This is a genomic window from Halanaerobium praevalens DSM 2228, assembly GCF_000165465.1.
Lineage (GTDB): Bacteria > Bacillota > Halanaerobiia > Halanaerobiales > Halanaerobiaceae > Halanaerobium > Halanaerobium praevalens.
In genome coordinates, this window is the sequence record NC_017455.1 from 493,077 (window position 1) to 518,330 (window position 25,254).

23 protein-coding genes and 4 riboswitches are annotated in these 25,254 nt (G+C 31.8%); of the genes, 20 read left to right on the forward strand and 3 right to left on the reverse strand.

The genetic code is table 11. From position 1 onward, the window contains the following. Positions 1–28: 28 nt before the first annotated feature. Complete coding sequence (locus tag HPRAE_RS02190; protein WP_014552620.1) at positions 29–1,732, reverse strand: SulP family inorganic anion transporter; 1,704 nt, start codon at positions 1,730–1,732, stop codon at positions 29–31. Between the two features lie 214 nt (positions 1,733–1,946). On the opposite strand from HPRAE_RS02190, the gene HPRAE_RS02195 reads away from it, so the two are divergent. The 12 genes from HPRAE_RS02195 (at position 1,947) to HPRAE_RS10860 (ending at position 15,248) form a co-directional block, all read left to right on the forward strand. After that, the gene (locus tag HPRAE_RS02195) at positions 1,947–3,875 is read left to right on the forward strand and encodes an SLC13 family permease (RefSeq protein ID WP_148220536.1); all 1,929 of its coding nucleotides are present in this window, start codon (positions 1,947–1,949) and stop codon (positions 3,873–3,875) included. Positions 3,876–4,120: 245 nt separating this feature from the next. Then, the gene (locus tag HPRAE_RS02200) at positions 4,121–5,377 is read left to right on the forward strand and encodes an FAD-dependent oxidoreductase (protein WP_014552622.1); all 1,257 of its coding nucleotides are present in this window, start codon (positions 4,121–4,123) and stop codon (positions 5,375–5,377) included. Next, positions 5,377–6,612, forward strand: a complete 1,236-nt coding sequence (gene preA, locus HPRAE_RS02205; protein WP_014552623.1) for an NAD-dependent dihydropyrimidine dehydrogenase subunit PreA — start codon at positions 5,377–5,379, stop codon at positions 6,610–6,612. The genes HPRAE_RS02200 and preA overlap by 1 nt, the downstream gene beginning before the upstream one ends. Before the next feature lie 76 nt (positions 6,613–6,688). Further along, positions 6,689–6,792: riboswitch (TPP riboswitch) on the forward strand. Between the two features lie 40 nt (positions 6,793–6,832). Further along, on the forward strand, positions 6,833–7,363 hold the full coding sequence (thiT, locus tag HPRAE_RS02210; protein WP_014552624.1) for an energy-coupled thiamine transporter ThiT: 531 nt from the start codon (positions 6,833–6,835) through the stop codon (positions 7,361–7,363). Between the two features lie 11 nt (positions 7,364–7,374). Beyond that, positions 7,375–7,476: riboswitch (TPP riboswitch) on the forward strand. Positions 7,477–7,584: 108 nt separating this feature from the next. Next, entirely contained in the window at positions 7,585–8,871 is a 1,287-nt protein-coding gene (thiC, locus tag HPRAE_RS02215; RefSeq protein WP_014552625.1) for a phosphomethylpyrimidine synthase ThiC, read from the forward strand. Positions 8,872–9,467: 596 nt separating this feature from the next. Beyond that, positions 9,468–10,265, forward strand: a complete 798-nt coding sequence (gene thiD, locus HPRAE_RS02220; RefSeq protein ID WP_014552626.1) for a bifunctional hydroxymethylpyrimidine kinase/phosphomethylpyrimidine kinase — start codon at positions 9,468–9,470, stop codon at positions 10,263–10,265. A 47-nt stretch (positions 10,266–10,312) separates the two neighbouring features. Beyond that, positions 10,313–10,972, forward strand: coding sequence for a thiamine phosphate synthase (gene thiE, locus HPRAE_RS02225; protein WP_014552627.1), 660 nt, complete (start codon positions 10,313–10,315; stop codon positions 10,970–10,972). A gap of 1 nt (position 10,973) precedes the next feature. Next, positions 10,974–11,774 (forward strand): hydroxyethylthiazole kinase, encoded by an 801-nt coding sequence (gene thiM / locus HPRAE_RS02230; RefSeq protein WP_014552628.1) that lies wholly within the window; start codon positions 10,974–10,976, stop codon positions 11,772–11,774. Positions 11,775–11,902: 128 nt separating this feature from the next. Further along, positions 11,903–12,664, forward strand: coding sequence for an MBL fold metallo-hydrolase (locus HPRAE_RS02235; RefSeq protein WP_014552629.1), 762 nt, complete (start codon positions 11,903–11,905; stop codon positions 12,662–12,664). A gap of 30 nt (positions 12,665–12,694) precedes the next feature. Next, positions 12,695–13,261: an ECF transporter S component gene (locus tag HPRAE_RS02240; RefSeq protein ID WP_014552630.1), complete on the forward strand. Its 567-nt coding sequence runs from the start codon at positions 12,695–12,697 to the stop codon at positions 13,259–13,261. A 17-nt stretch (positions 13,262–13,278) separates the two neighbouring features. After that, positions 13,279–13,809, forward strand: coding sequence for a DICT sensory domain-containing protein (locus tag HPRAE_RS02245; RefSeq protein WP_014552631.1), 531 nt, complete (start codon positions 13,279–13,281; stop codon positions 13,807–13,809). 92 nt (positions 13,810–13,901) lie between these two features. Next, positions 13,902–15,248, forward strand: coding sequence for an HD domain-containing phosphohydrolase (locus HPRAE_RS10860; protein WP_014552632.1), 1,347 nt, complete (start codon positions 13,902–13,904; stop codon positions 15,246–15,248). Between the two features lie 66 nt (positions 15,249–15,314). On the opposite strand, the gene HPRAE_RS02255 is transcribed toward HPRAE_RS10860, so the two are convergent. Continuing rightward, a complete protein-coding gene (locus HPRAE_RS02255) occupies positions 15,315–16,241 on the reverse strand; it encodes a TDT family transporter (RefSeq protein WP_014552633.1) in 927 nt (308 codons plus the stop codon). Beyond that, a complete protein-coding gene (locus tag HPRAE_RS02260) occupies positions 16,234–16,701 on the reverse strand; it encodes a C-GCAxxG-C-C family protein (protein ID WP_014552634.1) in 468 nt (155 codons plus the stop codon). The genes HPRAE_RS02255 and HPRAE_RS02260 overlap by 8 nt, the downstream gene beginning before the upstream one ends. 221 nt (positions 16,702–16,922) lie before the next feature. Continuing rightward, a riboswitch (glycine riboswitch) is annotated at positions 16,923–17,029 on the forward strand. Between the two features lie 3 nt (positions 17,030–17,032). Continuing rightward, positions 17,033–17,112: riboswitch (glycine riboswitch) on the forward strand. 59 nt (positions 17,113–17,171) lie between these two features. On the opposite strand from HPRAE_RS02260, the gene HPRAE_RS02265 reads away from it, so the two are divergent. The 8 genes from HPRAE_RS02265 (at position 17,172) to grdD (ending at position 25,216) form a co-directional block, all read left to right on the forward strand. Next, the gene (locus HPRAE_RS02265; protein ID WP_014552635.1) at positions 17,172–17,549 is read left to right on the forward strand and encodes a GrdX family protein; all 378 of its coding nucleotides are present in this window, start codon (positions 17,172–17,174) and stop codon (positions 17,547–17,549) included. Between the two features lie 16 nt (positions 17,550–17,565). Next, positions 17,566–17,883 (forward strand): thioredoxin TrxA, encoded by a 318-nt coding sequence (gene trxA / locus HPRAE_RS02270; RefSeq protein WP_014552636.1) that lies wholly within the window; start codon positions 17,566–17,568, stop codon positions 17,881–17,883. A 21-nt stretch (positions 17,884–17,904) separates the two neighbouring features. Then, complete coding sequence (locus tag HPRAE_RS02275) at positions 17,905–19,191, forward strand: glycine/sarcosine/betaine reductase component B subunit (RefSeq protein ID WP_014552637.1); 1,287 nt, start codon at positions 17,905–17,907, stop codon at positions 19,189–19,191. A gap of 84 nt (positions 19,192–19,275) precedes the next feature. Further along, on the forward strand, positions 19,276–19,746 hold the full coding sequence (gene grdA / locus HPRAE_RS02285; protein ID WP_083787835.1) for a glycine/sarcosine/betaine reductase complex selenoprotein A: 471 nt from the start codon (positions 19,276–19,278) through the stop codon (positions 19,744–19,746). Positions 19,747–19,779: 33 nt separating this feature from the next. Beyond that, positions 19,780–21,102, forward strand: a complete 1,323-nt coding sequence (gene grdB, locus HPRAE_RS02290) for a glycine reductase complex selenoprotein B (RefSeq protein ID WP_083787837.1) — start codon at positions 19,780–19,782, stop codon at positions 21,100–21,102. Between the two features lie 183 nt (positions 21,103–21,285). Continuing rightward, on the forward strand, positions 21,286–22,491 hold the full coding sequence (gene trxB, locus HPRAE_RS02300) for a thioredoxin-disulfide reductase (protein WP_041606895.1): 1,206 nt from the start codon (positions 21,286–21,288) through the stop codon (positions 22,489–22,491). Positions 22,492–22,524: 33 nt separating this feature from the next. Next, positions 22,525–24,066 (forward strand): glycine/sarcosine/betaine reductase complex component C subunit beta, encoded by a 1,542-nt coding sequence (grdC, locus tag HPRAE_RS02305; RefSeq protein WP_014552643.1) that lies wholly within the window; start codon positions 22,525–22,527, stop codon positions 24,064–24,066. A 10-nt stretch (positions 24,067–24,076) separates the two neighbouring features. Next, positions 24,077–25,216: a glycine/sarcosine/betaine reductase complex component C subunit alpha gene (gene grdD / locus HPRAE_RS02310; protein WP_014552644.1), complete on the forward strand. Its 1,140-nt coding sequence runs from the start codon at positions 24,077–24,079 to the stop codon at positions 25,214–25,216. Positions 25,217–25,254 lie beyond the last annotated feature (38 nt).

Consider the following 25,254-nt stretch of genomic DNA (forward strand, 5'->3'; position numbering starts at 1 on the left):
AGCTTAAGATGAGTTATAGTTTTGAGCTTTATTGATCTTTGTTTTTATTTTTGCTCTCACTTTCAGTTTTACCATCTTGATGGCTAAAATCAAGTGCTTTATGAGTAGCTGCGAAATATTCTGTTTCTGGTAGATAAATATTTTCTTCGCCAACTTTTTCTGCAATACCTATTTTTTCAAAAATCTTAAGTATTTTTTCATTGACTCCAGTTAACATAACTTCACCTTCATTTGCTTCAACTTTTTCTATAAATTCTTCTAAAACTTTAACAATAGTAATATCAATTCTTCTAACATTTCTAAAGCGAATAATAAAGTCAGTGTCTTCTTCAAAAAAAGTTTCTAGTTGTTTTTTTAGATCTTCAGCTGCACTAAAATGAACAGTTCCTTTGAGATCAATGACCCTCGCTTTTTGACTAACTAACTCATTTTTATCTGTGTCTTCATGATCAGCATGATGGAGATGATAAGCACCATCTTTTTCTTTTTTATCATAATAAAGCATCTCAATATCTGCTTTTTTAGAAATCTGGAGTACTACAATTAAAGAAACTATTACTCCAAAATAAATAGCTTGATCAAGATTAGGCAAAATAATTGTAGCAGCAAAAGTTGACCAAAAAATTAAAGCATCACCTTTAGTAGTTTTCATGTTTTTAACTATTTCTTTAAAATCAATAATTCCAATAGCAGCAGCAATAACTAAAGCTGCTAAAACTGCAACTGGAATATAAGCTAAAAGGGTTCTAAAAAAGACTATAAAAATAATAATAGAAAGGGCACAGAAAAATTGAGAAATTCTGTGTTTTGCGCCAGCACTTAAATTAGCAAATGTATTAGAAAAAGAAGCAGAAATAGCAAAACCACTAAAAAATGAAATTATCATATTAGTTATTCCCTGACTTCTAAACTCACGATTGAAATTTGGTTCTTCATCAGTTTTTAAGGCAATTGCTTGTAGAACAGCCATAGTTTGAATTAAGCCTAAAAGAGCTATAGAAAAAGCTTTGGTATAAATTTGGCCAATTAATTGCCAGTCAAAATTTATTAATTGAAAATCTATAATTTGTTTTGGTATTTTCCCAACCAGAGGGATTGATTGTTTAAGTCCAGTAAATGAGGTAAATAAAGTTATAATTATGATTGTGATTAGATATTCAGGTAAATCTTTTTTAATTAAAGGTATAGTATAAATTAAAATTAAAGTTAAGATTCCAACACTTAAATTAAGGTAATTAATTTGCGAAAAATTTGAAATAAAAGTTAAACCTTTACTGATTACATTTGAACCAGTAACTGGAACTCCAGTGAAATTTTCAATTTGAGAAAATAAAATTAAAACAGCTGCTCCATGTGAAAGAGCTACTACTACGGGATGAGAAACATATTTTATTAATTCACTTAAATTAAAACTTACTAATAAAAATTGGAAAAGCCCAACTAAAAAAGTAGTTAAAAATATTATTTCTAAATAATTTTCTCCCTGAAAATTATGGAGACTACTATAGAGAGCAACTGCCATCATATTAGTCGGACCTACAATAATATAGGCTGAAAAATTAAAAATAGCTGCTGTTAACATGGAAAAGATTGAAGCATAGATTCCATAGATTGGATTCACACCTAAAATTAGAGCATAGGCCATATTTTGTGGGAGAGCAATGGTAGCTGTTGTGAGGCCACTAACCAAGTCTTGACTATATTTAGCAAACAATTTTTTTATCTTCGACAATTTATTTACCCTCCTTTTGATTAAACTTCTAAGTTAACTTATAGTTTAACAGGCTAAATTGAAAGTTTCAATCAATATTAATAAATTTTAACAAATAATTTGGATTCTAAAATTTTTTATTTAGTTGGCTGCTAAATCCTAGAAATAAAACTAAAAATTTGATAAAATAAAAAATAGATATTTAAAATTCAGATAACTAAAAGAGGTGAGAATGATGATTGCAAATAAAAATAATTATTTCTGGATTTGTTTTTGTCTAATAATATTGCTTTTAATCCCTTATAATGCAGCAGCAGAAAATATAGAAGGAGCTAATTCGGCTGTTAACTTAGGTCTGCAAAATCAATTAAGCAGTAGTATTATTTTTATTTTACTTTTAATTACTAGTTTATTAGTTTTATTTATTTGGGAACCAATGCCAATTAGTTTATTAGCTATTTTAGTTCCTATTGCTTTAGCATTTTTTAATGACTTATCTAAAATGTCAGTTGAAGAAGCTTTGTCAGGTTTTGGAAATTCGGCTACAATTACTGTAATGGCAATGTTTGTTTTTAGTGCTGGTATTCAAAGGAGTGGGGCAGTCCAGCTTTTAGGTGATAAAATATCTTATCTAACAGGTAGTAATCCAAGACGCCAAATTAGCCTTATTTCTATTTTGACAGGCTTTAGTTCTGGTCTTGTTAATAATACTCCAATTGTAGCTGCTTTAATACCTATGGTTCGAGAATTAGGACGTAAAACAAAGGTATCACCATCCAAATTATTAATTCCACTTTCTTATACAGCGATGTTAGGAGGTACTTTAACCTTAATTGGAACTTCTACTAACTTATTAGCAAGCCAGGTTTCTGATCGAATTCTAGGACATCCTTTTAGTATGTTCGAATTTACTGGTTTGGGATTGATAGTTTTGTTAATTGGTATTTTTTATCTCTTGACAATTGGCTATAAATTAATACCTGCTCGACTAGAAGTAGAAAATGATTTAACTGAAGAATATGAGATGAGTGGTTATTTAAGTGAAGTAGTACTTGCTCCAGAATGTAGTTTTGTTGGTAAAAGCTTTGCTGAAATTAGTAATACTAAGGAGCTAGATTATGATATTATTAAAATTATTAGAGATGAAGAAGAATTTATGGAGCCCCTTGATGCTAAAACATTAAGAGCTGGTGATCATTTAATTATTCGTGCTCAAGAAGAAACTTTACTTAAATTAATTAAGCGTAAAGGAATTAAAACTTTACCAGAAATGGTAGTTGATGATCAATTAATAGAACAACCTTTGGCTGGTGAAAAATTAATTGAAATAGTAGTTCCAGCTCATTCGTTTATGGTCAATAAAACTTTAACTGAAATAAATTTTTTAGAGCGTTATGATTGTAATGTTTTAGCTTTAAGGCGTGGAGAAGAATTAACTCACCAAAAAATGGAAGATTATCGTTTTCAACCTGGAGATTTAATTTTACTTTTAGCAACTGAAAAAACATTTGCTCGTTTAAGCAAAAACAATAATTTTATTATTGATCGAAAATATGATTCTAATTTATTTGATAAAACAAAAATGTTAATTTCTGTTGCAATTTTAACTTTTTTTATTCTAACAGTTTCTTTTAATATACTACCTGTTGCAATTGCAGCTTTAAGTGGAGCCTTTTTAATGGTTTTAAGTGGAGTGATTAATAAAAATGATTTTTTTACTGCTATAGATTGGGAAGTTTATTTTCTACTTTCTGGTTTAATTCCCCTTGGGGTAGCAATCGAAAAGACTGGAGCAGCAGCTTATATAGCAGCTAAAATATTGAATCTAGCTGAAATACTGCCAGCAATAGCAATAGCGATGATAATTTATTTATTAACTTCAATTATGGCTAATATAGTCGGAAATAATGCTAGTGCACTTTTAATGTTACCGATAGCAATTGGTACTGCTCAACAGTTGGGAGTTAACCCTTTTGCCTTTGTTTTAATTACAACTTTTGCTGCTAGTGCAGCTTTTGCCAGTCCAGTTGGTTATCAAACAAATCTAATGGTTTATAGTTCAGGTGGTTTTAAGTTCACAGATTTTATTTTAGTTGGAGCACCTTTACAACTGTTATTAGCTTTAGTTGTTCCATTTTTAGTTAAATTATTTTGGGGTTTTTAGGCCTCAAAATAATTTTTAATAAACAGAAAATATGGGCAATTTTAAAAATTCCCAATTAAGTAAGTTTATGCCTAAAAAAGGTTGTCTGACAACTATAATTGAAGCTCAGTCGTAAATAGCTGAGTTAGAGCTAGTTTAAACTCAGAATGAATTATGATATGTTAAATAATACACAAAGCTTAAAGTTAGAACTTATGAGTAAGTTAATAAAAAATTAATATTATAATATTTTGAGGAGGAGTTTGATGAGCTATTTTACTTATGATCAGGCCATGGAAGAAGCAGCAAGGTGCCTTTTATGTTATGAAGCCCCTTGTTCTGAAGCTTGTCCTGCCAACACTGATCCAGCAAAATTTATTCGATCTATTAGATTTAATAATCTTAAAGGTGCAGCTGAAACAATTAGAACTAAAAATATTTTAGGTGGAATTTGTGCTCGTGTTTGTCCTTATGATCAGCTTTGTCAAAAAGATTGTGTTAGAGCTGAACTTGATCAGAGTATTCAGATTGGTAAATTACAGGAGTTTGTTTGTGATTATGAAAAAGCAAATGAATTAGAAATTTTAAGAACCCCAGAACTAAAAAAAGAGAAAGTAGCTATAATTGGTTCAGGGCCAGCAGGTTTAGCAGCAGCAGGAGAACTCGCTTTGAGTGGTTATCAAGTTAAAGTTTTTGAAAAAAGAGAAAAAGTAGGTGGCTGGTTAAATTATGGAATTCCTTCAACAAAGCTCCCCCCAGAAATTGTAGAAACAGAAATTGATTACATAAGAGATTTAGGAGTAGAATTTGAAACAAATTGTGAAGTTGGCCAAGATATTACTTTAGCTGACTTAAGAGCAGGTGGTTATAAAACTTTTTTAATGGCTTTAGGTCAACCTGAAGCTAAAAAGTTAGAATTAGAAGGCAATCAATTAGCTGGAGTGAAAGATGCAGTTAGTTTTTTAATTAAGGCTAAAACTCAAGCTGAAAAATTGGATGTAAAAGCTAAAAAAGTTGTAATTGTTGGTGGGGGTAATGTAGCAGTAGACTGTGCTTTAACAGCTAAAAAATATGGAGCAGCAGATGTTAGTATGGTCTGCTTAGAAAATTTAGCTACTATGCCAGCAGCGGAAAAAGAATTAATAGAAGCTCAAAAACATAATATTAATATATATGCTGGTTTTAAGCCAGAAGCTATTGCAGGTGAGCAGCAAGTTGAAAAATTTAGTGCTTTTGGAGTTGAAAATAATTCAAAACTAGAACTAGAGGCAGAACAAGTAATTTTAGCTATAGGTCAAACAAATGTTAAAATTAAAGAAATAGAAGATCTAAAATTGGATCAAGCAGGTTTTATTGAAACTAATTCTAATTTCAAAACAAACTATGAAGATATTTTTGCTGCTGGAGATATTATAAATACTGAAGAATCAGTTGTTAATGCCATTGCCGAGGGTAAAGAAGCTGCCAAAAATATGATGGACTATTTAAATAATAAAAAAGAGAAAGTTAAGGTGAGCTTATAATGAGAACTAAAGATTTATCTATAGAATTTTGTGGAGTTAAAGCTGAAAATCCTTTTTTTCTTTCTTCTTCTCCAGTAGGCAGTAATTATGATATGTGTGCTAAAGCCTTAGAAAGCGGCTGGGGTGGAATTGTTTTTAAAACAATCGGTTATTATATTGCTGATGAATGTTCACCTCGTTTTGATAATTTAAAAAAAGAAGCAACTTCTTTTGTAGGCTTTAAAAATATGGAACAGATTTCTGATAAACCATTAGCAGAAAATTTAGCAACTATTAAAAAACTTAAACAAGATTATCCGCACAAAATAATTATTGCTTCAATTATGGGAGAAAATGAAAAAGAATGGGCTGAATTAGCTGAAATGGTAACAGAGGCTGGAGCTGATTTAATAGAATGTAACTTTTCTTGCCCTCAAATGACTAGTGGAGCTATGGGATCTGATGTAGGTCAGAATCCAGAATTAGTTAAAAAGTATAGTGCTGCTGTAAGTCAAGTAACTGATTTACCAGTTATTGCTAAGATGACACCTAATATTGGTAATATGGAAATCCCTGCAATAGCTGCAGTTAATGGAGGAGCAGATGCTTTATCTGCAATTAATACAATAAAATCTCTAACAGAAATTGATTTAGATGATTTTACTCCAATGCCTAAAGTAAATGGTAAATCTTCTATTTCTGGTTATTCAGGTAAAGCAGTTAAGCCAATTGCTTTAAGATTTATAGCTGAATTAAAACAACATCCCCAATTAAAAGATGTTCCTTTAAGTGGAATGGGAGGAATTGAGACTTGGGAAGATGCAGCTGAATTTTTAGCTTTAGGCTGTAGAAATTTACAGATGACTACTTCAGTTATGCAGTATGGATATCGGATAGTTGAAGACTTAATTAATGGTTTGTCTCACTATCTAGAAGAACAGGGTTTTGATAATTTAGAACAAATGGTAGGACTTGCTTTAGAGCAGATAGTTGCTGCTGAAGAATTGGATAGAGCTCATTTAATTTTACCTGAATTTGATGAAGAGCTATGTATTGGTTGTGGACGCTGTTATATTTCTTGTTATGATGGTGGTCACCAGGCCTTAGAATGGGATTCTGAAAACAGAAAACCAGATTTAGATGAAGATCAGTGTGTGGGGTGTCATCTTTGCCAACAAGTTTGTCCAGTTACAGGTTGTATTACAGCAGGTGAAATTAAATTTAAAGCTGGAAGAGAAGAATATGCAGTAAATTGATAAATTTAGTTGATAAAAAAATATTTATAGTATATAATAAATTCAAATAGAAATCTTGACATGACTAAAGCTTTAAAATTAAAAATTGGGGAGCCAAACTGGAGGCTGAGAGGATGAGCAATCATCGACCCAGAACCTGATCCTGGTAATGCAGGCGTAGGTAATCATAAGATAATTAAAACCCTCCGGTTTGTTCCTTCAAATCAGGAGGGTTTTTACTATGCAAAATAAATTTTCAACTAGAATGTTGGCAGAAATTGGAGTTGCAGTTGCCTTAGCAGTTGTTCTAAATTTTTTAAAATTGTGGCGGATGCCTCAGGGTGGTTCGGTTAGTTTAGAAATGCTGCCTATTTTTGTAATCGCTTTTCGGTGGGGAGCTGGAGCGGGGGCTTTTAGTGGTTTAATTTATGGACTACTCCAATTAATGTTTGGAGCTTATATTATTCATCCTGTACAGCTAATTATGGACTATCCTTTACCATATTTTGTTTTAGGAATTGCTGGCTTTTTTAAAATTAAAAAAGAAAAAGTTATTCAGCCTTTTAAACTTTTAGCAGCTGTTTTAATTGCCAGTTTTTTTCGATTAATAATCCATATTTTATCTGGAGTTATTTTCTTTGCTAGTTATGCTCCAGAAGGTCAAAATGTTTGGATTTATTCTACAATTTATAATGCTAGTTTTTTAATTCCAACTACTATAGTTGTTTATATTTCACTTCTGATCATAATGAAGGCCTTAAAAAATAAATAAAACTTAATAATTATTTAACATAGGGGAGCCTCTGGCTGAGATAAAGCATCTGCTTTGACCCTTAAAACCTGATCTAGATAATACTAGCGAAGGGAAGTGTGAATTAGTATTTATTGCAGAAATTATTTAAGGCAATTTAAGACACAGTTTCCTTAGTTGGAACTGTGTTTTTTTGATTTCTATTTTAATAATTTATGAAAAAATCTAAGGAGATGAAAATAATGACTCAATTAACAAAAGCAAAAAATGGAGAAATAACTAAAGTGATGGAAAAAGCAGCAGCCAAAGAAGGAGTAAAGGCAGAAGTTATGCGAAAAAAAATAGCAGCAGGAAAGGTAGTTATTCCAGCCAATATAAATCATCAGCAGCTAGATCCAGTAGCTTTTGGAGAAGGTTTAAAAACAAAAGTAAATGCTAATTTTGGTACTTCTGAAGATTATGACAGCATTGAAAATGAGCTAGAAAAATTAACAGTAGCTCTTAAAGCAGGAGCAGATGCAGTAATGGATCTTTCTACAGGTGACAAAATAAAAGCAACCAGATCTGCTATTTTAGAAAAATCGCCACTACCAGTTGGAACTGTACCTATTTATCAAACAGCCGTAGAAACTGTAAAATCTGGTAGAGGAATAATAGAAATGGAAGTTGAAGAATTATTTGCTGTAATTGAGGCTCAGGCAAAAGAAGGTGTCGACTTTATAACTGTTCATTGTGGCTTAACTCTAGAAACCTTAAGGCATTTAGAAGCTGAAAAAAGAGTGACTGATATAGTTAGTCGAGGAGGTTCATTTATGGCAGCTTGGATGTTCCATAATCAGCAGGAAAATCCACTTTATCAATATTATGATCGTTTATTAGAAATATGTTATCAATATGATGTGACTTTAAGTTTGGGTGATGCTTTAAGACCAGGGAGTCTTGCAGACGCTACAGATCGTGCTCAAATCCATGAACTTTTAATTTTAGGAGAATTAGTAGATCGGGCTCGGGCAGCAGAAGTGCAGGTTATGGTAGAGGGGCCGGGCCATGTACCTTATGATCAAATAGAAACAAATATTAAATTACAAAAAGAACTTTGTAAAAATGCTCCTTTTTATGTTTTAGGACCTCTAGTTACAGACATAGCAGCAGGATATGATCATATTACTGCAGCAATTGGGGGAGCAGCCGCAGCTGCAGCAGGAGCAGATTTTCTTTGTTATGTTACTCCAGCTGAACATATTGGTTTACCTGATTTAGATGATGTAAGAGAAGGAGTAATTGCAAGCAAAATTGCAGCTCATGCAGCTGACATCGCTAAAGGTGTTAAAGGAGCAAAAGAGAGAGATAATAAGATGGCTAAAGCTAGAAAAAAATTAGACTGGGAAAAACAAATTGAGCTGGCCCTGGCCCCAGATAAATTAAGAAAATCTCGAAGCCAACATAATCAGAATTTAAAAGACGAAGATGCCTGTACAATGTGTGGTTCTTATTGTGCAATGAAAATAGTAGATCAAAGGCTTAACTAAAAATTTGAATAATAATTAGAGAGAGTAATTTTTCAGCTTTCTCTAATTTAAAAGAGGAGGCAGATTAATTAAAATGCAGAGTGAACCTCACCACCTAAATTAAAAATTTAGATGGAGCTTCGCTATACTTCATATACTCAAAAAAACAAGTATATTACTAGTAGCTTTTTAGTGAAGTTTGTAGTTTAAGTTTCCTCTACAAATGTAGATTACCTTATTAACTAGGGGCTGTCCACAAACCCATTATCCCTCATAGCTATATAGCTATTCTGGGAATACATTAATTCTGCGATACCTTGAATATTTTACACAAACAAGGATTAGTGTTTGCAACTCCATATATTCACTTTTACGACAAGGGGCTGAACTCAGGTTGTGAGTTAGCATTACTATTTTTATAACCTTGTAATTAATATTATATCATACTAACTGGAATAGGTGTTGAACCTTACAAATATTATCTAAATTCATCTCCACCTAATACAGTAGTTTAGATGGAGTTTTCTTTGAATGTTTTAGATAAAAACTAAAATTAAGTTTAAATTCTTAATTGAGTTTAAGCTTAATTTTTTGATATTTTTAAAGGAGTGATCAAAATGAAAAAAGCTTTAACTATAGCTGGTTCTGATTCAGGTGGTGGGGCAGGTATTCAAGCAGATTTAAAAACAATGACTGTTCATCAAATTTATGCTGCTTCAGTAATTACAGCTATTACTGCCCAAAACACTTTGGGAGTTCAGGATGTAAAAACACTTTCCTCAAAAGCAGTTTGTTCTCAACTTGAATCAGTTTTGACAGATCTAAAATTTGAAGCTTTAAAAACAGGAATGTTGGCTAATTCTAAAATAATTGAAGTAGTGACAGCTAAAGTTAAAAAATATTCCCTTACTAATTTGGTAGTTGATCCAGTAATGGTAGCCACAAGTGGTGATTTACTTTTAAAAAAAGAAGCAGTTAAAACCTATAAAGAAAAACTTTTTCCTTTAGCAGAAATTATTACTCCAAATTTGGATGAGGCTCAGGTTTTAGCGGATTTAAAAGGTGTTCAAAAAAATGATCCTTATGCTTTAGCTCAAGAACTAATAAAATATGGAAGTCGTTATGTTTTAATTAAAGGCGGTCATAACCCTCAAGCAGCTAAAAATAAAGTTGCTCAAGATCTTCTTTATGATGGTTCTCAATATTGGGAATTTAAGGCTCCTTATTTAAAAACTAAAAATACACATGGAACTGGTTGTAGTCTTTCGGCAGCAATTGCTTCAAATTTAGCTTTAGGAATGGAAATGCCAACTGCTGTAGAAAAGGCCAAAGAGTTTATTAGTGGAGCAATAGAAAATAATTTTGAAGTTGGAGCAGGTCAGGGTCCAATTAATCATTTTTGGAAGTTAAAATAGCTAAACTTAATTATATTGATATTTTAGGGTTTAAGAAAGGAGTTAAAATGAAAATAAAAGCTTGGGATCTTTATTTGATTACTGAACAAAGTTTATCAGCTGGTAGAAAAAGCTTAGAAATTGTTAAGGAGGCTGCAGCAGCTGGAGTTGATGTAATTCAACTGCGGGATAAAAACCTAAGTTTAAGAGCAAAGTTTAAACTTGGTCAAAAAATAAAAGAAATTTGTTTAAAGCAGAAAATAAAGTTTATAGTCAATGATCGGGTTGACTTAGCTTTAGCCTTAGATGCAGATGGAGTTCATTTAGGTCAGAGTGATTTACCGCTTAAAGCTGCTCGAAAAGTTTTGGGTAAAGATAAGATAATTGGTATTTCAGCTTGGAAGCCAGCAGAGATAAAAGAGGCTGAAGCTGGGGGAGCAGATTATTTAGGAGTTGGAGCAGTTTTTAGTACAAAGTCTAAAAAACTTAATTCAGCTAAAAATGGAATTGGTTTAGCTAAAATTAATGAGATTAGAAAAACAACAAAGTTACCCTTAGTTGCTATTGGCGGTTTAAATAAAGAAAATGCTGCTGAGGTGATTAAAAGTGGAGCGGATTGTATTTCTGTGATCAGTGCTTTAACTAAAGCTAAAAAAGTTAAAGCAGAAACTAAAGAATTTAAAAATATTATTCAAACTGCTAAAAAAAGATTAAGGGAGGGAATTTAAAATGAAAGCAAATAATTTTTTTGAAAGTGAGATGGCCGCTAACTTAAAACAGCTAAAAGAAATTTTGCAAAAGAAAAGGCCTTTGATTCATCAGATTACAAATAATGTGACTGCCAATGATTGTGCTAATTTGACTTTAAATTGGGGAGCTCTACCAGTGATGGCGCCAGCTCCAGCTGAATCAGCTGAGATGGTAGAAAATGCTTCTGCCTTAGTTTTAAACTTAGGAACTATATCAAAACTGCAATTAAAAGCAATGCTTAAAGCTGGTAAAAGGGCAAATGAGTTAAAGATTCCTATAATTTTAGATCCAGTTGGGGTTGGAGCGACAAAGTTTAGAGCAGAAGCTGCTAAAAAAATATTAAAAGAATTAGATATTGCAATAATCAAAGGTAATAAAGCTGAAATTTCATTTTTAGCAGGCCAATCAGCTCAGATGAGTGGGGTGGAATCAATTGGAGAATATAAAGAAATTATTGCAAGTGCTAAAAAGCTTTCCCAGAATTTAGAGGTAGTAGTTGTAATTAGTTCTAAAGTTGATTTGATTATTGATCAAAATCAATTCCAAAAAATAAATAGAGGCCATGAATTAATGGCTCAAGTAGTAGGTACTGGTTGTATGTTGGGAGCGACTTTAGGAGTTTTTGCTGCAGCTTTTAAGGAACTTGATTTATCTTTATATGAATTGAGCCAAACAGCGGTCTATTATTATTCTTTAGCTGCTGAGAGAGCCGCAGCTTGCCAGAAAACTCCGGCTAAATTTAAATCGGAATTTATGGATCAAATTTATTTGCTTAGTTAACTAAATTATTTTATTTAAGCCTAATCTTAACTGTTTTAAAAAAGGTTTTATTAATAAATTAGATTTGTAAATAAAGTACTTGATAAAAAAGATTATATTTGTTAAATTAACTCATAGGAGTTGATATTATGCAGGCAGAAATATATCATTTATTTCACAGTGGTACAGCAATTAGAATAAAGAATAAATTACTTATCTTTGATTACTATGAAGATGAGCCAGCCGCTCAAAAAGGTATCAAAAGCTCACTTGAAAAAGGGGTTATTCGAAAAGAAAGTTTTAAAAATATAGATCAAGCCTTTGTTTTTGTTAGCCATGGTCATCATGATCATTATAATAAGGTTATTTTTGATTGGGAAAAATATTGTGATCAAGTCACTTATATTTTAGATTCAGGAATAGAGCTAAATGCTAATTTAAAAAATAAAAAAAAATTATACCAGTTAGAAAAAGATGAAAAATTAAGCTTAGAAAATATTGATTTAAAAACTTATGGTAGTACAGATGAAGGAGTTTCTTTTTTAGTAGAAATAGATCAGTTAAGTATTTTTCACGCTGGAGATTTAAATTGGTGGAATTGGAAAAAATTTAGTAAAAAAGTTCAAAAAAGAGAAGAAAGGGAATATAAAAGAGAAGTTGATAAACTTAAAGGTAAAAAAATAGATATTGCTTTTGTTCCTGTTGATCCACGTTTAGAAGAATATTATTATTTAGCTGGAGAATATTTTATTGATTTAATTAAACCAGCACTTTTTATACCACTTCATTTTGCTGATAATTATGAAATAACTAAATTTTTTCGAGAAAGATTTAATTCTAATCAAACTCGAGTTGCAGCAATTACAGAAAGAGGAGAAAAAATAATTTATACCAAAAAAAGTTTTGATTAAATATCTATTTAGTTTAAGGGAGTAAATAAATTGAATTTAAAAAAATTAGTTTTAATTTCTATTTTTAGCGCTTTAGCTTTTATTATTATGCTTTTTTCTCTAAATATTCCTCTATTTCCTTTTTTCTTAAAAATAGATTTTAGTGAAGTCCCAGCTATGTTGCTGGGATATTTATTTGGGCCAGCAGCAGCTATAACAGTAGTTTTTGCTAAGAATTGTCTTCATTTTTTTATTAGCTCTAATTTTGGCATAGGAGAATTAGCTAACTTTATAGTAGGAGCAGCCTTTGTAGGTACAGCTTCTTATTTATATAAAAAAAAGAAACAAAACTTTATTTTTTCAGCTGTAGTAGCAGTATTTGTAATGGGAGTTACTTCAGTTTTTGTTAATTTGATAATTATAATTCCGCTTTACGAAAAAATACTAGCTTTACCTTTAAGCAAAATTATCGAAATCACAGCAGCTGTTAATCCCTTTGTTGATGATCTTTTTAGTTATCTTGTTCTTAGTATTTTACCTTTTAATTTAATAAAGGGTTCAGTAACTGCTTTAATTACTTTTTTAGTCTTTGTTAAAATAAGAAAAATTAATATTTAAAATTTAGGAGTGGTCAAATGAAAAAATTATCTTTATATAATGAAATATTTGGTGAGATTAAAGGTAGTACAGAAAAATTAGGAGCTAAGGCTAGTGAAAATAAACTTAGTTCATTTTCTTTAAAATTTGAAACTAAGATTCCAAACTTAGAAAAAATGTGTTACATAATGGAAAAAGTAATTTTAAATAAAGGTGAGGATGCTAAAATCTATGCTGGTTTTCAAAAGCTTTCAAGGGCTGAAGCTATTTGGGATAGATATCATCAAATGGCAAATAATGCAGATCAAATTTATGTCTTTGGAGAAAATGATGCTAATTTAAAAGCTCATCCTAATATTGATTTAGTTTATTTACCACCTAAACATGAATTAATTAGAGAATGGTTTTTAGTAATTGATAAGCCAATTGGTAAATCAATGATGGTAGCTTATGATCTTGATGGTTTTGGGAAATATGAAAATGAAAAAGATAGAAATTTTAAAGGAGCTAAGACTCATGCTCCAAAATCTGTTAGTAAAGCAGTTAACTTATTAGAAGCATTGATTTAAATTTTTAGACAGAAGAGATTTCAATCTCTTCTGTTTTTTAATTATTGCTTCTTAAACTTATTTAATTTATAATTTAAATTGGAGGTGTTAAAATGAATAGTCTCTATAATAGTTTAGCAAGTAATAATTCTTTACTTGAAGCAGAAATTTTTACTAAAGCTTCAATGGTTGCGATTTCGCATTCAGTAGAAAAAGTAGTTAAAAAGTATAATTTAAAAGCAGATATTTATGCTTTATTTCAAGATTATAGATATTTTTTAGAAGAAAGAGATCGTTATTTAGAATTAGATAAATTATCTCGTCAAATTTTTATTTTTGCTAAAAATATTCCAGAAGATGCAGAAGTAGCTTTTGCAAGAACAACATTTGTTGAATTAAAAGCTGATTCCCCTTTATTAAAAGAATGGGCAGTAACTGTAATCCACCCTCACTATTCAGCTTTGCTGGCAACTAAAGAAGAAAAAGAGGAACAAAAAATTAATAAAGAAGATTATCGGATGTTTAAAGGTTTTTTAACTTTAGATAATCAAATAGCTGTTGAATCAGCTCTTTTTTATCAAAAAATATTAAAGCAAAAAAAGATAGCTCTGTTAGAAGATGGATGGGAATTAGCTCAATTAGCTAATCAAAAACCAAAATTAGAAGAGCTAATTTCTTTATTTGTTAATGATTCTCTGTTTGAATTAGAAACTAAATTAAGGGCTTTAGAAGAAAAAGAGATAAGTTTAAATAAAATGGCAGTTAATAATCAAGAACTTAGTCGAGAAATTATGCAAAAATTATGTGAGGCAGCTGAGTTTAGAGATGAGGATAGTATTTTTCATATTTTGAGAATTGGTTTCACGGCAGCTATAATTTATAGAGAACTAGGTGCATCTAAACTAGACATTGAAAATATATTTTTTGCTGCTTTACTTCATGATATTGGTAAAATTGGAATACCAGATTCAATTTTACAAAAACCCGGTAAATTAACTGCTGAAGAATATAAAATTATGCAAAATCATCCAGAAATGGGAGCTAAAATTTTAGCTGGTTCTAAAACAGATGTCTTAAATATGGCTTATCAAATAGCCTATTTTCATCATGAAAAGTGGGATGGTAGTGGTTATCCTCAAGGGCTTAAGGGAGAAGAAATACCACTTGAAGCAAGGATTGTAGCACTGGCAGATGTATTTGATGCTCTAGCTTCTAAACGAGTTTATAAAAAGGCATTTAGTAGAGAAAAATGTATAGATATTGTAGAAGCTGAAAGGAATAAACATTTTCAAGCTAAAATATTAGATATTTTATTAAATAAATTAGATGAAATTTATACCTTTAGAAAAGATTTAAGAGAATTTGCAGAGTCCAAAACTACTCGAGAAATATCAGATTATTTTTTCTCAATTGATTTTAGTATATTTGAATTTCTAAAAATGAGAAAAATGCTTAATTAATTTTAATAAAGTGTTTGCTTTTAATAAAAAAGCCGAAGGAAATTTCCCTCGGCTAATTTTTGATTATTAAACTGATTTTTTTACTAAAAAATTAGTATAACTAATTAAAACAAAACCAACTAAGAAAATTGCTAGAAATTCTATAATTTTTGCTGGATAGCTTAAAAAATTTAAATCAAAATTATTTGTTAAATAAAAATTACTCATTTTAAGACCAATCCCTGTAATTACAAAAGGAAAAGTAAAAGCAGAAAAACTAGGATAAAATCCATTTTTTAGCATCTTAGGTAAATAAATAATAATTGGAATTATAGAAGCTAAGCTTAAAAAAATTAAAAAGCTTAATAATATGATATTTTTTTCTGGAAATGAACTAAGATATCCTGCTAAACATAGTCCAGCTGGAGCCGTAAAAATTGTAATTGTCGGTAAAGCTGGTGTTGGTATTTGTTTTATAATAAAAACTCGATAACTAATAATTGGAACTAAGATTAAATAAGAAATAAAACCAAAGTAAAATAATTGTTGTCCTAGTTGAAGCTTATTAAAAGCAGGTGCTGTCACACTTGCTACAACTATACCTACATAAACTATAAAATAGCTCGGAAAAACTTTTTTTAGATTAAAATTTTTGCTAATTTTAATTGAAAATAAGATAATGAAAAGAGCATGTAAAATAATTGCTGTATACCAAAGCAATTTAGCTAAAACAGGAGCAAAGCTTAAAATATAAGTAGTTAAAATCATGATTGCCATTGGAATTGTTAAACAAACACTAGCAATTAAAGGATTTTCTATTTCTTTTAAACAATTAGGACAGAAAAATAAAAATTTGGCAGCTAATAAGCATAAGATAAATGCTGCTAGAAGACCAGCCGCTATTTTATAATTTTGATTATAACCTGCAATTAAATTTCCTAAGCCAGCTAAACCTAACATTAAGCCAGAAATAACCAAAGGGGTATTTTTAATAAGCTTTTTCATTTTATTCATTTTCTACTTCAACAACTCCATTTTCAATAAAATTTTCCATGACCCAGGCAGCAACTTCACCTGTGATTTGAATACAGTGTTTAGCTCTAGCCTCTGATTTGAAATCAGGAAAATCTTTGGTTAAAACTCTACAGCAGGTTGAACCATAAGTATTGATTATATAATTATGTAGAGCTGCATTATTCGGAAAAGAATCAGGCATTTCAGCTCCCGGTTTTTCTCTTCCATAAGCTAAACCAAGGGCCATCACACCTCCACTAACAGCTCCACATAAACATTTCGACTTACCAATTCCAATTGGAAAGCCTGAAGCCATTTTAACAATTGCAGGATCAAAAGGTTGACCTAAAGCATTATTAATCGTTGTAATTACAGCTTCAGAGCAGAAATAATCTCCTCTTCTAAAATAATCTTCAGCAGTTTTTCTTGTTTCAGCAATTTTTTCTGATTTTTTTAACATTAAATTCACCTCAATTAGTATTTTTTAGATTTCTGAATTATTATAACATTAAATAATTTTATAAGCAAATTTTATTAATAATATAAATTAATATTATAAAATTGGGAAATATAAATTATTTTGTAAATTTCTGAAAAATAGCTTGACAAATATTTAACTGTTATATATACTAAGACTGTAATAAAATATGTGAAAAAATTATTTTTAAACAAATATCATGGTTGAAGGATACAGGAGAGAGCATAATTTTATGCCGCCGAAGGAGTAAGGTTTTTATTTGCTCAAAATAAAAGCTGAAACTCTCAGGTAAAAGGACCGTATCTGGACATAACTCTGGAAAGTTTGTTTTTTTAAAAACACCGACGGAGCAGTCTGTTTTATACAGATAATCTCTCAGGTTTACGGACAGAGCAGTAATGAGTTTAATTTCTCATTGCTGCTCTGTTTTTGTTTTCAGAAAGGAGAATTTAATGCAAGATCCAATTATTATTACAAATAATCCTCAGCTAAAAAAAAGAGTTAAAAAGATTGAACTTGAATTTGTGGATGACCTCTTTGCTGTTTATAGTAAAAGTCGAGATTTGATTCATCAAAATTGGAAATTGATCTCACATCCTTTAGCAGGTAGTGTGAAGCCAGCTCAGAATCCTTATCGGAGTATAATTTTAGCTCCAGCTAAAAAATTAGATTTTTATAGTTTAAAGACTATAGAAAGAGCTATTCAGAAATTAAAACAGTTTAACCAAAACCACAAAAAGAGGGAATATTCACAAAAGATTAAAGAGGATTATCAGATAATTGATCTGACTTTAATTGATTCTGCTCTGAAAAATAAAAAATTAGTCTAAGAAAGGAGGAAAACTAATGTTAGAATTAACAAAAGAAAATTTTGAAAAAGAGGTAACTGAAAGTAAAGGTCTAGTTGTAGTTGATTTTTGGAGTGATAGTTGTGATCGCTGTCTGGAAATTATGCCTGATGTTAAAGAATTAGCTGAAAAATATGCTGATAGTGCTAAATTCGCTAAATTAAATATTAAAGGTAATAGAAGACTTGCTATTGGTCAAAAAGTTTTAGGCTTACCTTCAATAGTTTTTTATCAGGATGGAGAAAAAGTAGAACATCTTTCTGGTGATGACTTAGAAGTTGAAGATATTGAAAAAACTTTAAAGGAAATGCTTTAATTAGAAAAAGGAGGTGAGTTTATGCAATTAGAATTAGGTAAAATTAAAATTGAAGATATTCAATTTGCTGAGGAAACTAAGGTTGCTAATTCTACTCTCTATATTAACCAGGAAGAACTATTAGAAATTATAGGTGAAGATAGTCGAATTACAAATATTAATTTAGATATAGTTCATCCTGGAGATAAAGTAAGAATTATTCCAGTTAAAGATGTAATTGAACCTCGAGTTAAAGTTGAAGGTCCAGGTGGAGTATTTCCCGGCTTTATCAGTAGTGAAGAGATGGTGGGCTCAGGTAGAACTCATGTACTTAAAGGGGCTGCAGTTGTAACTACAGGTGAAATTGTTGGTTTTCAGGAAGGAATTATTGATATGTCAGGTCCTGGGGCTGAATATACACCTTTTTCTAAATTTCATAATCTAGTTGTTGATTGTGATGTGAAAGAGGATATTAAACAGCATGAACATGAAGAAATTTTAAGAATGGTTGGTTTAAAAACAGCAAGTTATTTAGGTAAAGCTGCTCAAGATATTGAACCTGATGAGTTAGAGACTTATGAACACAAACCATTTTTAGAAGCTGCAGCTGAATATCCCGATTTGCCTAAAGTAGGCTATGTCTATATGCTCCAAAGTCAGGGCTTAATGCATGATACTTATGTTTATGGAGTTGATGCTAAAGAAATTTTGCCAACTTTAATTTCTCCAACTGAGATTATGGATGGAGCAATTTTAAGTGGTAATTGTGTTTCAGCTTGTGATAAAAATGCAACTTATGTTCATCAAAACAACCCAATTATCGAAGAATTATATAAATATCATGGAGAAAAATATAATTTTATGGGAGTAATAATTACAAATGAAAATGTTACTTTAGCTGACAAAGAAAGATCTTCTAATTATACTGCTAAATTAGCTGAAATGTTAAGTTTAGATGCAGCTATAGTATCAGAAGAAGGTTTTGGTAATCCTGATGCAGATTTAATTATGAATAGCAAAAAATTAGCTGCTAAAGAGATTAAAACTGTTTTATTAACTGATGAATATGCAGGGCGGGATGGTGCTTCTCAGTCTTTAGCTGATGCTGATCCATCTGCTGATGCAGTTGTAACTGCAGGGAATGCTAATGAAGTAATAACTTTACCACCAATGGATAAAGTTATTGGTCATCAAAACTTTGCTGATGTTATTGCTGGTGGCTTTGATGGTAGTTTAGCAGAAGACGGTTCAATTTCAGTTGAAATTCAGGCAATTACAGGTTCAACAAATGAGTTAGGATTTCATAATTTAACAGCTAAAGCATATTAAAAAATAAGATTTTATTAACTTAAAATTAAATTTTTAAAAATAATAATAAGAATTTTCATAAAAAATATACGGAGGTGTAAGATAATGCTCAAAGGAAAAAAAGTTGCAATTTTAGGAGATAGAGATGGAATTCCTGGGCCAGCAATTGAAGAATGTATTGAAACAACTGGCGCAGAAGTAGTTTTTACTACAACTGAGTGCTTCGTCTGAACAAGCGCAGGCGCTATGGATCTAGAAAATCAGCAGAGAATAAAAGATCTTGCTGAAAAAGAAGGAGCGGAAAATCTAGTAGTTATCTTAGGTGGTGCAGAAGCTGAAGCTTCTGGCTTAGCCTGTGAAACAGTAACTAATGGAGATCCAACCTTTGCTGGTCCACTAGCAGGAGTCCAGTTGGGACTCGCGTGTTACCATGTTGTAGAAGCAGAAGTTAAAAAAGAAATTGATTCAGAAGTATATGAAGAACAGATAAGTATGATGGAAATGGTAATAGATGTAGATGCTATTACAGAAGAAGTTAAAAAATATAGGGATATGTATTCAGAATATAAACTTTAAGGATCTAATTGACCCTTAAGAAAGGGGGCAGACATGAGTAATAAACTGAAAATTGTTCACTATTTAAACCAGTTTTTTGGGCAAATTGGAGGCGAAGATAAGGCAGATATCGCTCCTCGCTTAGAAAAAGGAGCTGTTGGTCCAGGAGCTGCTCTAAATAATATGATCGGTGATGAAGCGGAAATTGTAAATACAATTATTTGTGGAGATACATTTTTTAATGAAAACTTAGAAAAAAGTAAAGTTGAAATTAGAAAAATGTTAAAAGATATAGAGCCAGATTTATTAATTGCAGGACCTGCCTTTAATGCTGGTCGTTACGGAGTAGCATGTGGTACTGTAGCTGAAATTGCAAAAGCTGAATTTGGAATAGATGTTATTTCTGGTATCTATCCAGAAAATCCAGGTTATGAAATGTTTAGACAATATGCTTATTTTGTAGAAACTCCTGATTCTGCTGCAGGAATGAGAAATGCCTTGCCAGAAATGGGAGCTTTAGTTAAAAGCTATCTGGAAAAAGACGGAGATTTAGATAGTCCAGAAGTAGAAGGATATTTGGCTCGCGGTGTTCGCAAAAATGTTTTTGTTGAAAAAAGAGGAGCTGCTAGAGCTGTTCAAATTCTTCTATCAAAATTAGAAGGTAAAGACTTTGAAACAGAATATCCAATGCCAGTTTTTGATCGAGTAGATCCTGCTGATCCTATTGAAAATATGGCTGAGACTAAAGTTGCCCTTGTTACATCTGGAGGTATTGTACCTAAAGGAAATCCAGATCATATTGAATCATCAAGTGCTTCTAAATATGGAGAATATAGTTTAGAAGGTATAACTAATCTTGATGAGGCAAATTATGAAACAGCACATGGTGGCTATGATCCTGTTTATGCTAATCTTGATGCTGACCGAGTGCTGCCAGTTGATGTAATGCGTGACTTGGAAGCAGAAGGTGTAATTGGAGAATTGCATAATAAGTTTTATTCAACAGTTGGTAATGGTACATCTGTGGCTAATGCTAAAGCTTATGCAGCAGAGATCGCTGAAAATTTAATTTCTGATGGGGTTCAGGCAGTTGTCTTAACTTCTACTTGAGGTACCTGTACACGTTGCGGTGCAACAATGGTGAAAGAAATTGAAAAAGCTGGTTTGGCAGTAGTTCATGTGGCAACAGTAGTACCTATTTCTAAAACTGTAGGTGCAAACAGAATTGTACCAGCAGTTGCAATTCCTTATCCTTTAGGAAACCCTGACTTAGGCCAAAAAGAAGAAAAAGCTTTAAGACGCTCAATTGTAGAGCAGGCTTTAGCTGCTCTTCAAACTGAGATTGATGGTCAAACTGTGTTTTCAGATGAGGATTAAAACAAATAAAAGATTAAGCTGCAGGCGTTATTTAATGTCTGTGGCTTTTTCTGCTTGCTTAAATTTTAGATTATAAGCTAATAAGTTTAAGCAAATTATGGTTTAATTTTTAAATAAGTTCTAAATTTATTCTGAAATCTAATTATATTTAGCTTTGCTAAATTAATTTAAGGAGAGATAATGATGAGCGAAAAATATGATTTAATAATAATAGGTGGTGGACCAGCTGGAATAGCAGCTGCAATTTATGGTTCTCGCTCTCGTTTAAAAACACTTGTGCTTGAAGCTAAGAGAAAGACTGGAGGTCAGCCTGCTACATATCATGATATGGAAAATTATCCTGGAGTGCCAGAGACTACTGCTTCTGAACTAATGGATAATTTTAAAACTCATGCTGAAAAGTTTAAAGCAGAATTTAAGCGGGGACAGGTTGCTAAAATAGAAACTGATGGTTTTAAAAAGTTAGTTAAAACTAAAAAAGAGGAAGTATATGAAGCTAAAAGTGTAATTATAGCTACAGGTGCTGAGCCAAGAAAATTAGGAATTAAAGGAGAAGAAGAATTTAAAGGTAAAGGAGTATCTTATTGTGCTACCTGTGATGCAGATTTATTTACTGACTTAGATATTGTAGTTGTTGGAAATGGTAATTCAGCTGTAGAAGAAGCTATTTATTTAACTAAATTTGTAAATAAACTGACAATGATTGTCATCCATGATGAAGGAGTAATGGATGCCGAAAAAATTCTGCAGGAACAGGCAATGGAAAATGAGAAAATTGATTTTGTCTGGAATTCTACTTTAGAAGAAATAAAAGGAGAAGGTCTGGTCGAAAAGGCTGTTGTTAAAAATATTAAAACTGGTCAAAAATCTGAAATTGATTGTAATGGAGTTTTCTTCTTTGTCGGCCGCGTTCCTAGTACAGACTTTTTAGAAGGTGTTGTAGATTTAACTGAACATGGTTATATTAAAACAACAAAACAAATGGAAACAAATCAGCCAGGTATTTATGCAGTTGGTGATGTGCGGGATAAAGTTGTGCGTCAGGTAATAACTGCAGCAGGTGATGGTGCAACAGCAGCTGTGATGGCTCAAGGCTATATTGAAGAAGAAGATTACTGGCAGAATAATGTACTCCAAGCAGATAAAGAAGTAATTGTTGCTTTTTGGAGTGTTACAGATCAAGCAAGTATTGATTTAGTAGCAAAACTAGAGAATATGGATTTAGAAGCTAAAGGTTATAAATTCTTAAAAATTGATACTTATAAAAATAGATTGATTTCTGATCGCTATCAGATTGAGGAAATCCCAACAGTTATGAAGCTTAAGGGATCTAAAGTAGCAGAAAAAGTAGTTGCTCCAACTGAAAAAGAATTAAAAAATATTTTTTAAAGGATCTTTTCAAATTTTATGGAGGTGAGTTTAATGGATTTTCCAGTAATTAAAGGTTCAGGTTATGTTTTAGTACATACACCTAATATTTTAAAAGAAGGCGGCTCTACTCAGACAACAACTAGGGCCAAAAATCCTGAAGCAGAATATTTAAAGAACTTGGATGATCATTTAAGAACTTTTACAGAAGTAGTCGGATATGCACCAAATCAAGCCTATATCGGTAATATTTTACCAGATAAATTAACAGAAATCGAAAAACCATGGTATGCTAAAGAAAATTTTGTAGAAGAAGAAAGATTTGGTAAACTAGGTGAAATTATGCCTGAAGCTGAATTTTATGCTTTGATTAAACATGTTGATGTTTTTGATTTAGTTAAATTAAGCTCAGAATTTATTCAAGAAATTGAGCCTCAGCTAGCTGAACATCCTATTTTAAAAGAAATGGAGATTGAGCTTGGTACAGGAGAAGAAAGCTCTGAATTGGAGTCCTTATTAGAAAATGAGGCAGAACCACTTTATTTAAATAATAAACTAATTGGTTGTGTCAAAAGAGCACACGAAAGTGATGTCAATTTAAATGCCCATACTATTTTAGAAAACTTAGTTGCCAAAGCATCTGCTGTTTTAGCAGTTAAAAATTTAGCTTTTAAAAATGATATTGATTTAAATGATGTTGACTATCTACTTGAATGCTCTGAAGAAGCATGTGGAGATATTAATCAGCGTGGTGGAGGTAACTTTGCTAAAGCAATAGCAGAAATGGCTGGTTGTGAAAATGCTAATGGCTCAGATGTTAGAAGTTTCTGTGCAGCTCCAGCTCATGCAATAGTTAATGCAGCAGCTTTAGTTAAAGCTGGAATTTATGACAATGTAGTAGTCGCAGCAGGTGGATCAGTGGCCAAATTAGGGATGAATGGCAAAGACCATATTAAAAAAGAAATGCCTGTTTTAGAAGATACTCTGGGTGGATTTGCAGTTTTAGTTTCTAAAAATGATGGACTAAGCCCAGTGATTAGAACTGATATTATTGGCCGTCATAAAGTGGGGACAGGTTCTTCTCCTCAGGCAGTAATTAGTTCTTTAGTAACTGATCCTTTAGATGAAAATGATTTAAATATTAAAGATATCGATAAGTATTCTGTAGAAATGCAGAATCCAGAAGTTACAAAACCAGCTGGTGCAGGAGATGTTCCAGAATCTAATTATAAAATGATTGCTGCTTTAGGAGTTAAACGCGGTGATTTAGAAAGAAAAGAACTGATGAACTTTGTTAAAGCACATGGAATGCCTGGATTTGCTCCAACTCAGGGCCATATTCCTTCAGGAGTACCCTTTATTGGTCCAGCAGCTAAAATGATGGCAGCAGGTCAGCTAAAAAAAGCAATGATTATTGGTAAAGGGAGTCTATTTTTAGGTAGAATGACAAATCAGTTTGATGGAGTTTCTTTTGTAATTGAAAAGAATTCCGGAGTAGAGGCAAAAACAGAAAGTGTAAGTGATAAAGAAATCAAAAATATGATCGCCGGTGCTATGCGCCAGATGGCAGATAATCTTCTCGGCGAAACCGAGTGAGGTGGATAAAATGACAAAGAATGTAAAAGAAAGAGTTGCCGGAGTTTTTAATGAGGTGGCAGCAGCGATGGAGACAGGTCAGTTTGGTCAAAAAAAGAAAATTGGCCTAACTTTACTTGATAGTGAACATGGAGTAGATGAACTAAAAAAAGCTGCTCAGCTGGCTGAAAACAAATATAATGATTTAGAAGTAGATTTAATAGGTTGTGAGGGAGACAAATGCAGCTGTTTAGCAGATGCTCATTCTATAATGGATCAAAAATTAGAAAATGAGGAGCTTGATGCTGCAGTTACCTTACATTATAACTTTCCTTTAGGAGTGTCTACAGTTGGTAGAGTTATTACTCCTGGGCAGGGAAAAGAAATGTTAATTGCTACTACCACAGGCACTACTGCAACTGATCGAGTTCCAGCAATGCTCAAAAATACAATTTATGGGATTGCAGCTGCTAAAGCTTTAGGGATTGAAAAACCAACAGTAGGAATTTTAAATGTAGAAGGGGCCAGACTGGTAGAAAAAAATCTGCAGAAGTTAAAGGTAAATGGTTATCAGTTTGAATTTGCAACTTCTGTTAGAGCAGATGGTGGTTCAGTGATGAGAGGTAATGATCTGCTTTTAGGAACTCCCGATATTATGGTAACTGATACTCTGACTGGAAATATGCTGATGAAAGTATTTTCTTCCTTTAATACAGGTGGCCAGTACGAAGCAGTGGGTTATGGTTATGGACCAGGAGTTGGAGAAGATTATGATAAATTAATCGGGATTATTTCTCGGGCTTCAGGTGCTCCAGTAATTGCTAATGCACTGAAATTTATGGCAGAGGTAGCTCAGGGTAATTTATTGGAGCTGACTAAAACTGAATTAAAAGCAGCTAAAAAAGCTGGTTTAAATGACTTAATTGCTGAGCTAAAAGCTAAAAATTCAGCTGTAAAAGAGGAAAAAGTTAAAAAACCAGAAAAGAAAGTAACAGATGAAGAAATCTCAGGTATAGATATCTTAGAAATTGAAGCTGCTAAAGAAAGTCTCTGGCAGCAGGATATTTATGCAGAAACAGGTATGGGTTGTACAGGACCTGTAATTTTAATTGCTGAAGCTGATGAAGCTGAAGCAAGAGAAAAACTGCAAAAGGCAGGTTTTATTGAATAACTGATATAAATTTGAAATTGAAATTCAAAAGCTTAAAT

Coding starts and splice junctions, on each gene's coding strand:
- HPRAE_RS02195 (WP_148220536.1), top strand. CDS start 1,947: ATGATTGCAAATAAAAATAATTATTTCTGGATTTGTTTTTGTCTAATA.
- HPRAE_RS02200 (WP_014552622.1), top strand. CDS start 4,121: ATGAGCTATTTTACTTATGATCAGGCCATGGAAGAAGCAGCAAGGTGC.
- preA (WP_014552623.1), top strand. CDS start 5,377: ATGAGAACTAAAGATTTATCTATAGAATTTTGTGGAGTTAAAGCTGAA.
- thiT (WP_014552624.1), top strand. CDS start 6,833: ATGCAAAATAAATTTTCAACTAGAATGTTGGCAGAAATTGGAGTTGCA.
- thiC (WP_014552625.1), top strand. CDS start 7,585: ATGACTCAATTAACAAAAGCAAAAAATGGAGAAATAACTAAAGTGATG.
- thiD (WP_014552626.1), top strand. CDS start 9,468: ATGAAAAAAGCTTTAACTATAGCTGGTTCTGATTCAGGTGGTGGGGCA.
- thiE (WP_014552627.1), top strand. CDS start 10,313: ATGAAAATAAAAGCTTGGGATCTTTATTTGATTACTGAACAAAGTTTA.
- thiM (WP_014552628.1), top strand. CDS start 10,974: ATGAAAGCAAATAATTTTTTTGAAAGTGAGATGGCCGCTAACTTAAAA.
- HPRAE_RS02235 (WP_014552629.1), top strand. CDS start 11,903: ATGCAGGCAGAAATATATCATTTATTTCACAGTGGTACAGCAATTAGA.
- HPRAE_RS02245 (WP_014552631.1), top strand. CDS start 13,279: ATGAAAAAATTATCTTTATATAATGAAATATTTGGTGAGATTAAAGGT.
- HPRAE_RS10860 (WP_014552632.1), top strand. CDS start 13,902: ATGAATAGTCTCTATAATAGTTTAGCAAGTAATAATTCTTTACTTGAA.
- HPRAE_RS02255 (WP_014552633.1), bottom strand. CDS start 16,241: ATGAATAAAATGAAAAAGCTTATTAAAAATACCCCTTTGGTTATTTCT.
- HPRAE_RS02260 (WP_014552634.1), bottom strand. CDS start 16,701: ATGTTAAAAAAATCAGAAAAAATTGCTGAAACAAGAAAAACTGCTGAA.
- HPRAE_RS02265 (WP_014552635.1), top strand. CDS start 17,172: ATGCAAGATCCAATTATTATTACAAATAATCCTCAGCTAAAAAAAAGA.
- trxA (WP_014552636.1), top strand. CDS start 17,566: ATGTTAGAATTAACAAAAGAAAATTTTGAAAAAGAGGTAACTGAAAGT.
- HPRAE_RS02275 (WP_014552637.1), top strand. CDS start 17,905: ATGCAATTAGAATTAGGTAAAATTAAAATTGAAGATATTCAATTTGCT.
- trxB (WP_041606895.1), top strand. CDS start 21,286: ATGAGCGAAAAATATGATTTAATAATAATAGGTGGTGGACCAGCTGGA.
- grdC (WP_014552643.1), top strand. CDS start 22,525: ATGGATTTTCCAGTAATTAAAGGTTCAGGTTATGTTTTAGTACATACA.
- grdD (WP_014552644.1), top strand. CDS start 24,077: ATGACAAAGAATGTAAAAGAAAGAGTTGCCGGAGTTTTTAATGAGGTG.